The sequence below is a fragment of the Stutzerimonas azotifigens DSM 17556 genome, assembly GCF_000425625.1.
GTDB classification, from domain to species: domain Bacteria; phylum Pseudomonadota; class Gammaproteobacteria; order Pseudomonadales; family Pseudomonadaceae; genus Stutzerimonas; species Stutzerimonas azotifigens.
Genome location: NZ_KE384416.1, coordinates 127946 through 136453, shown reverse-complemented (window position 1 = coordinate 136453; position 8508 = coordinate 127946). Strand labels below are relative to the sequence as shown.

Below are 8508 nucleotides of genomic sequence, written 5' to 3'. Positions count from 1 at the left end.
GTAGGGCACCGGGTGCTCGGCGTGATAGAGGCAGCCGGTGACCAGGGGCTGGTCGGGGTCGCCCTCGAGGAAGGTGACCAGCACTTCCATGCCGACCCGCGGGATGGCCACGCCGCCATAGGCGTTGCCGGCCCAGCTGCTGGAGACGCGCAGCCAGCAGCTGCTCTTGTCGTCGCCCTCGCCCTCGCGGTCCCAGTGGAACTGCACCTTGACCCGGCCGTATTCATCGCAGTGGATCTCTTCGCCGGCCGGGCCGGTGACTACGGCGGTCTGGCTGCCGAGGAGCCTGGGCCTGGGGTGGCGCAGGGCGGGGCGGAAGGGGATGTCCCAGGGGGTGGCGGTGAAGTGGTTGCGGTAGCCTTGGAGGAAATCGGGGATAGCTGGTTTCCCCTCACCCCGGCCCTCGGCTCGGGCATCCTGCTTCGCCCTACCTTCTACATCCCTGTAGTCGTCTCCCCATAGGGGAGAGGGAGTTGATTCGGAGTGGGAGGAGGGCACGGTGGTGGACTCTTCCAGCACCTGCGGCTGTTTGCCTTCGTGGATGACCTCGTTGAGCAGCCAAAGCTGGTTCCATGCCTCGCGCGGGTGGTCGGTCAGTTCGAGGAAGTGGCCGCTGAGCAGCAGGGGCTGGTCGCTGTGGCCCTCGGCCCGTTCGTGGTCGTGGCGATGCCGTTCCAGGGCGCGCTGGGCCAGGTGCCGGCCGCGCTCGCGCTCGGTGAAGCGACCGGGGTAGTCGTAGTCCTCCAGGTCCGGTTCGAACTCGCTCCGATAGCCCGCCTCCAGCGTCAGGCGCGGCTTCTCGAAGTCGTAGTCGCGGCGGCTGACGCGGCTGGTGCGGGTCTCCACGCGCAGGGCGAAGCGCTTGACCACCGGCTCGTCGGCCACCAGCCCGGAGTCCTGCTGGTAGGCCACCGGCGCCAGCCGCGGAAAGACCGTCTGGTCGTCGCCGAACACCAGCACGTGGCCGGCCTGGTCGTGGCGGAAGTGGTAGTGGATGCCTTCCTCCTCGCACAGGCGCTGGACGAAGTGCAGGTCGGTCTCGTCGTACTGCACGCAGTACTCGCGCGGCGGGTAGAGCACCGGGCCGAGGTCGAAGCGGTGGCCAACGCCCTCGAGGATGCCGTGCTCCTCGAGCACCCGGGCGATGATCTGCGGCACCGACAGGTGCTGGAAGATGCGTTGGTTGGTGCGGTGGGCGAGGTAGGCGAGCTGCGGGCGCAGGGTCAGCCGGTAGTGGGTCAGGCGCTGGCCGGATTCGCCCTGGGCGATGCGCTGGATCAGGCCGTGCACGCCCCCGCCGTCGGGGCCGAAGGCGAGGAAGGCGGGCTGGTGCAGCAGGGCCTCGAGGTCGAGGTCGGGACGTTCGCCGACCAGTTCGACGTCGAAGGCGAAGGGCGTGGAAATCGCTTCGCGCCCGTGGAATTCGAGCACCTGCAGGTCGTGCTCGAGGCCTGGCACGTGCAGGCTGAAATGGGGCTGGTTGGCCGGGTTGAACATGCTCGTCTCCTTGAGCCTAGAGGTCGCCAGGGCTGATGCTCAGCCGTTCCATGCGATAGAGCAGGGTGCGTCGCGGCAGGCCGAGTTCGCGCGCGGCCTGGCTCTGGTTGCCACCGTTCTTGCGCAGGCAGTCCAGCAGCAGGTTGCGCTCGACCCGCTCCATCCGCTCGCGCAGGTTGAGCGTGCTGTCATTGGCGTCGCTGGCCTGCTGCAGGTTGAAGTGTTCGGGCAACAGTTCGCCGGCGTCGCAGAGCAGCACCGCGCGCTCGACCAGCCCCTTGAGTTCGCGCACGTTGCCGGGGAAGGCATAGCCGGCCAGCTGTTCCAGCGCGGCGTCGGACCAGCGGCAGGGGTCGCGCTGCAGGAAGCGGCAGGCCTTCTCGGCGAAGTGACGGGCCAGGCGGAGGATGTCCTGGTCGCGCTCGCGCAGCGGCGGCAGTTCGATGGGGAACAGCGACAGTCGGTAATAGAGGTCCTCGCGAAAGCGGCCGTCCTCGACGCATTGGCGCAGGTCCTGGTGGGTGGCGGCGAGGATGCGCACGTCGACCCTGTGCGTGCGGGTGCTGCCCAGCGGCCGCACCTCGCCTTCCTGCAGCACGCGCAGCAGCTTGGCCTGCAGCGCCAGCGGCATGTCGCCGATCTCGTCGAGGAACAGGGTGCCGCCGTCGGCAGCGTCGAACAGGCCCTCGCGATCGCGCTCGGCGCCGGTGAAGGCGCCCTTGCGATAGCCGAAAAGCTCGCTTTCGAGCAGGTGCTCGGGCAGTGCGGCGCAGTTCTGCACGACGAAGGCCCGGCTGCGTCGCGAGCCGCAGTCGTGGATGGCGCGGGCGACCAGCTCCTTGCCGGTACCGGTCTCGCCGGTCAGCAGCACGCTCACCGGGTTGTGCAGGACCTTGCCGATCAGCCCGTAGACGGCGCGCATGCGCGGACTTTCGCCGATCAGGCCGTAACCGCTGGCGCAGGGGCGCACCGGTGCCGGGCCGGGAAGCGCTTGCGGCGTCCTTCGCGAGCGCTGCAGCAACTGCAACTGGCCGACGGCGAAGCGCCCCAGGTGGGCCAGGCTGTCGGCCACCTCGGCGAGGTCCCGCGTCGTCGCGGTGGCGGTCACCAGCAGCCCGGTGGCGTGGCCCTGTGCGTCCTGCAGCGGCAGGCACAGCAGGCTGCGCCAGGGCCGCGGCGCGTCGGGCAGGAAGCCGGTCCGATGCAGGCTGGGGTCCAGCGTGGCCAGGTTCAGCCGGCGGTTCTGGCTGAGGCAGTACTGCAGCAGTTGCTCGCCGTCGTAGTCGCTCGGCAGGCTGGCGGCCTCGCGGGCCTGCAACCGGCCGTCCAGCCACTCGGCCGAAAGCGTCAGGCGCGTGTGGGTGGCGTCGAGCAGGTACAGCTGGCTCAGCGGACAGTCGGCCAGCTGCGCCGCGGTTTCGGCGAGCCCGCCCAGCAGGGCGTCCGGATCGCCCGCCCAGGCCAGCTCGGCGAAGCGGCCCAGCAGCGCCTCGGTGCCCTGCAGCGGCACGAGCCCGGCCAGGTCGGCGGGCGTCTCAAGCGAACTCACAGACCACCGCTCCGGCGCTGTCGAGGGTGGCATGCACACGCTGCAGCTCCTCGCCGCCGGCCATGGCGGCGAGAATTCGGTCGACCACCTGTGGCTGCAGGGTGCGGTCGATCAGCTGGTCGATCAGCCTGGCGCCGCTGTCGCTGTGCCGGCAGCGCTCGGCCAGCGCACGGACTAGCGCCGGGCAGTGGCTGAAAGCGAGCTGGCGCCGCGCCAGGCGTTCGCCGAAGCGCGCAAGCTTGAGGCCCACCAGCTCCTCGAGGACCTCGCCGACGATGGGGTAGTAGGGCACCACCTTCATGCGGCCGAGCAGAGCCGGCTTGAAGTGCCGGCTCAGCGCCGGGCGGATCGCCGTTTCCAGGTCCTCGGCGGCCGGGCGCCGGCCTTCGGCGCAGAGCCGGGCGATCTCGTCGCTGGCCAGGTTGCTGGTCATCAGGATCAGGGTGTTGCGGAAGTCGATCTCGCGGCCCTCGCCGTCGTTGGCCACGCCTTTGTCGAAGATCTGGTAGAAGACGTTCATCACGTCCGGATCGGCCTTTTCCGCCTCGTCCAGCAGCACCACCGAGTAGGGCTTCTGCCGCACCGCCTCGGTGAGCATGCCGCCTTCGCCGTAGCCGACGTAGCCGGGTGGCGCTCCGATCAGCCGCGAAACGCTGTGCTTCTCCTGGAACTCCGACATGTTGATGGTGGTGAGGAAACGCTCGCCGCCATACAGCAGATCGGCCAGCGCCAGTGCGGTCTCGGTCTTGCCGACCCCGCTGGGGCCGACCAGCAGGAACACCCCGACCGGTGCGTCGGGACGGTTGAGCCCGGCGGCGCTGGCGCGCATGGCCGTGTCCAGCGCCTGGACCGCCTGCTCCTGGCCGCGCACCCGGGTGCCCAGGTCGGCGGCGAAGCGGGCGATCCTGCCGTTGTGCTCACGGGCCAGCTGCGACAGCGGTACGCCGGTCCAGTGGCTGATCACCTCGGCCACCAGGCGCGGGCAGACCTCGAAGCTCACCAGGCGCTCGTCCGCCTGCAGCGCGGCGAGTGCGGCCTGGGTGTCGCGCAGCCGGGCCTGCAGGTCCTCGGTTTCGTGCGGCGCGCCCTCGGCGGTGACTGGGCGCGCAATGGCGCAGCGCTGGCGCAGGTCGAGCAGGCGTTCGGCCAACTCGCGCTGTTCGGCCCAGCGGCGCTCCATCCGCTCGAGCTCCGCGCAGGTGTCGTCCAGCTGGTTTTCCAGCGCTTCCAGGGCGTCGGGGTCGACGATCAGGCCTGCATCCAGATCGCGGCGCAGGGCATCGACCTGGCGGCTGCCTTCGGCCAGGCTGCCGCGCAGGCGCTCGATGGCCTCGGGCGCCGCTGCCAGGCTTATGCGTACCCGAGCGCAGGCGGTGTCGAGCACGTCGACCGCCTTGTCCGGCAACTGGCGGCCGGCGAGGTAGCGGGCGGACAGCTCGGCGGCCGCCACCACCGCATCGTCGCGCAGGTAGATGCCGTGGCTCTTCTCGTACACCGGCGCCAGGCCGCGCAGGATGGTCACGGCTTCGTCGACGCTGGGCTCGTGCAGCTGCACCGGCTGGAAGCGCCGGGTCAGCGCCGGGTCCTCTTCGAAGTACTTCTTGTATTCGCTCCAGGTGGTCGCCGCGATGGTGCGCAGCTCACCCCGCGCCAGCGCCGGCTTGAGCAGGTTGGCGGCATCGCCGCTGCCGGCCTGGCCGCCGGCGCCGATCAGCGTGTGCGCTTCGTCGATGAACAGGATGGTCGGCTTCGCCGCGCCCCTGACCTCGTCGATTACGCCCTGCAGACGGCGCTCGAACTCGCCCTTCACGCTGGCGCCGGCCTGCAGCAGGCCGAGATCCAGGCAAAGCAGCTCGACGCCCCTGAGCGTCTCGGGCACCTCGCCGGCGACGATGCGCAGGGCCAGCCCTTCGACGATGGCGGTCTTGCCGACGCCGGCCTCGCCCACCACGATCGGGTTGTTCTTTCGCCGCCGGGCCAGGATGTCGATCATCTGGCGGATCGCCGTGTCGCGGCACAGCACCGGGTCGAGTCTACCCTCGCGAGCCTGGCCGGTGAGGTTGTGGGTGAAGCGCGCCAGGTTGGACTCGCCGCTCGCCGCGGGGCGCCCCGCCGCCTGTCCGGACTGCCGCGAAAGAGCGAAGTCGCGCAGCCGCTCGGCATCGAGCCGGGCCAGCAACGGCTGATAGCGGCTGCCGGCATAACGCAGCGGGTTGCGCAGCAGTGCCAGCAGCAGGGCGGCCTGATCCACCTGGCTCTGGCCGAGTTCGAGGTTGCCGACCAGCAAGGCGTCCTGCAGCCATTGCACCAGTTCGGCGGAGAATACCGGGTTGCGCGATTCGCTGCGCTCGCCGCGCGGCTGCAGCGTGCTGGCCAGTTCGGCGGCATCCACCTCGGCATCCTGCAGGGCGCGGCCGAGCAGGCCGTCGGGTCGTTCGAGCAGGCCGAGCAGCAGGTCTTCGACCAGAATCCTGCTGCCTCCGCGCGCCACGCAGCGTTGCGCCGCCTGTTCCAGGTCCGACTTGCTGGCGGCGTCCAGGGCTTGCACCAGTTGTTGCAGGTCTAGGTTGATCATGTCTCTTTCGTTCCTTGATGGCTCTTGCTGCCGAGGGTGACCATGCCGTCGGCGCGTTCGGCGCCCAGCCAGGTGGTCCAGCCGAGGCGGCAGGGGTTTCCTTCCCCGATGCGCAGCTCGCGGATGTCGTCCTGGCGTAGGGCCAGGCGGATGTCGTAATCCAGCGGATCGCGCAGGGTGAAGCGCACCAGCGCGCAGAGCGGCTGGTAGCCGCTGCCGATCGGCAGGAATTCGTGGAAGCGGTCCCAACCGAGCTGGCGGATGTGGATGCGGAACTTGCCGCTGCGGTCGCGTACGCGCTCGCCGAGCACCAGGCTGTCACCGAGCCGGCTGTTGCGCTGGCCAAGGCGGTTCTGCTGTTCGCCGAGGATGTCCACCTGGCGCTCCAGGCACTGCTCGATGCGCAGGTCGGCGTGCTTGAAGTAGTAGCGCAGCACCGATTCGATCAACGCGGCCGAATGCGCGCGCAGGCTGAGCAGGCCTAGGTAGGGCAGCAGGCGCTTCCAGTTCAGCTCGCTGGCCGCGCGAATCCGTGCGCCGCCCAGGCCGATCAGGGCGAACAGCTGTTCGGACATCGGGTCGCGCGCGCCGCTGGAGAAGCGCGCCCGGTAGCGGTACTTCTGCCAGATCGGCAGCAGCAGGCGCTGCAGGCGGTCGTTGAACAGGTCGAGGAATTCGCGCGTCGGGTTGCCGTCCGCGCCGTCGCCCAGCGCCTGGTCGGCATAGAAGGCCGGCAGCGGCGAACCGGCGCCGCACAGGCCGACGAGGTTTATCCGCAGTCGCGCGCGCAGCTCGCCGGCTTCCTCGAAGAACTGCACTTGCTCGATGTCGCTGCCGGGGAAGCCCAGGCTGGGGTTGGCCTGGAACTCCAGGCGCTCGTACAGCGCCTCGTCGTCCAGCAACGGATGCGCGGCGCGCAGGCGCTCGAGCACCAGCAGCACGCCCTGGAACAGGCTGTATTCGCGGATGCCCCGGGCGAGCCGGGTCAGCCCGTGCTCGTCGCCGGTGTCCGCCGATGTCAGAGCAGCGGCTGCTGGCCCATGCGCGGCGTCCATTGGTACACCTCTCCCTGTGTACTGCGTACGCGCAGCTCGTGGTACGAGTTGAGGCTGGCGTAGAGCGCGAAGAATTCGTTGAGCACCGAGGCGAAGAGGAACAGGTCGCCCTCGCCCAGGTAGCCGTCCAGGTCCATGTTCAGCTCGGTGCGCACACCGCGGATCGGCAGGCCGCGGTGCAGGCGGTCGACGTGCTGGTGGGCGATCGACTTGAGGCCGCCGAGTAACCGCTTGCTGACCTTCTCGGCGTGCTGGTCGTAATAGCGCGGCAGGTCGTAGGTCTCGAGGATCACCTTCAGCGCCTCGACGTTGGCCAGCGACAGGTAGTTCAGCGACATGTTGCTGATCAGCTTCCAGAGGAAGTCGCGGTGCAACGGCGGGGCATAACTCGGCGTCGCCGGGCCGATGTTGCGGAAGGTGAGGAACTCGGGCGTGTCCTCGCTCGGCAGGCAGATGTCGCCCAGGTGCAGGTTGCGTGGCAGGTCACCGTTGGTACAGGTCAGCTCGATCGACAGCGTCTCGTGGCCGTCCAGGTGGCGGGTGCCGAAGCCGAGGAAGGTGTCCTGGCCGTCGCCGAGCAGCGAGGGCTGCTGGCGTACGCTGTAGTGCGGGCGCGCCAGCGGCACGTCGAAGCTCGGGTCGTGCTCGAAGGATTCGAACGGCACGTATTCCTCGTAGCCCATGCCGCCGGGCTTCCAGCCGGTGACGCGGTCGACCGAGAAGATGCCGCAGTGCGGGCTGTCGTATTCGGCCGGACGCAGCAGGTACTGGACCTGCTTGCCGTCCAGGCGCACCGGGATGGCGTCGTGTGCGAACAGGTTGACCACCGGCGTGCAGTACAGGCGCACGTTGTCGCGGGTCGGGCGGATGCGCTGCGCACCGGCCTTGCGGATGTCGAAGCGCAGCTCGAAGCCGCGCGCCTGCTCCAGCCGTTCCGGCGGCAGGGCGTTCAGCGCCTGCAGGCCGTGCAGGTCGACGAACAGGAATTTCTCCTGGAAGGCGAAGTATTCCTGCAAGTAGCGGTAGCCGCGGAAGGTGTTGAGCGGGTAGGGGATCAGCGCCTCGTCCTCGGCGAAGCCCACCGGCGAGAGCTGCGTCGGGTCCAGCTTCAGGGCGGCGAGCGGCTGTCCCTGCGCGTCGCCGAGGGGCTTGCCGTCGGCGTCGAGGGCCACCAGCTGCAGGCCATCCAGGTGACGCAGCAGGCTGAGGTAGAGCATCTGGCTTATGTAGCGCTCGCCGGCCAGGTGCAGGCGCAGGCGCTCGAGGCCGAGTTCGCCCAGGTGGCCGTCGGCGGTCATCTCCAGGCGCAGGCTTAGCAGCGCCCCGTCGCCCTTGACCGAGTAGGCCAGGTCGGCCAGCGCCAGCGGCAGCACCTCGGTGGCATAGCAGGTGCGGAAGCGGCAGCTCACACCCTGCACGGGGCGCGACTCCACCGGCGTGTGACGCGGCACGGCGAGCGTTCCGGCGCGTCGCACGAGCGGGTCGAACTGCAGCATGCTGAACGACGGCAGCGGCCGCATGTAGTTCGGCCAGAGCAGGTGCATCAGCGAATGGGTCAGCTCCGGCAGCTCGTCGTCGAGCTTCTGGCGCAGACGCCCGGTAAGGAAGGCGAAGCCTTCCAGCAGGCGCTCGACGTCCGGATCGCGCCCGCTCTGGCCGAGGAACGGCGCCAGCGCCGGGCTGCGCTCGGAAAAGCGCCTGCCGAGCTGGCGCAGGGCGGTGAGTTCGCTCTGGTAGTAGTGGTTGAAAGACATCTCTAACGGATCATCCTTGTCGTTCTGTGACCGGTGCGTTCAGGCGCCGGAGGCCGTGCCGGGGTAACTTCGTGCTAA

At 69.5% G+C, this 8508-nt stretch carries 5 protein-coding genes; all 5 read right to left on the bottom strand.

The genetic code is table 11. The features are described 5' to 3' along the window. Nucleotides 1-1497: type VI secretion system tip protein TssI/VgrG (tssI, locus tag H610_RS0119225; RefSeq protein ID WP_028241176.1), on the bottom strand; the 1497-nt coding region annotated here is incomplete at its 3' end. A gap of 16 nt (nt 1498-1513) precedes the next feature. Next, nucleotides 1514-3046 carry a sigma-54 interaction domain-containing protein gene (locus tag H610_RS0119220; RefSeq protein WP_236614327.1) on the bottom strand — a complete coding sequence of 511 codons (1533 nt, stop codon included), beginning with the start codon at nt 3044-3046 and terminating at the stop codon, nt 1514-1516. Further along, nucleotides 3033-5621, bottom strand: coding sequence for a type VI secretion system ATPase TssH (gene tssH / locus H610_RS0119215; protein WP_028241174.1), 2589 nt, complete (start codon nt 5619-5621; stop codon nt 3033-3035). Before tssH ends, H610_RS0119220 begins: the two co-directional genes overlap by 14 nt. Next, complete coding sequence (gene tssG / locus H610_RS0119210; RefSeq protein WP_028241173.1) at nt 5618-6676, bottom strand: type VI secretion system baseplate subunit TssG; 1059 nt, start codon at nt 6674-6676, stop codon at nt 5618-5620. The genes tssH and tssG overlap by 4 nt, the downstream gene beginning before the upstream one ends. Next, nucleotides 6640-8430, bottom strand: a complete 1791-nt coding sequence (gene tssF / locus H610_RS0119205) for a type VI secretion system baseplate subunit TssF (RefSeq protein ID WP_028241172.1) — start codon at nt 8428-8430, stop codon at nt 6640-6642. Before tssF ends, tssG begins: the two co-directional genes overlap by 37 nt. Nucleotides 8431-8508: the final 78 nt, after the last annotated feature.

Excerpts from the sequence above, each read along its gene's own strand:
- tssH (WP_028241174.1), bottom strand. The coding sequence starts at position 5,621 with ATGATCAACCTAGACCTGCAACAACTGGTGCAAGCCCTGGACGCCGCC.
- tssG (WP_028241173.1), bottom strand. The coding sequence starts at position 6,676 with ATGGACGCCGCGCATGGGCCAGCAGCCGCTGCTCTGACATCGGCGGAC.
- tssF (WP_028241172.1), bottom strand. The coding sequence starts at position 8,430 with ATGTCTTTCAACCACTACTACCAGAGCGAACTCACCGCCCTGCGCCAG.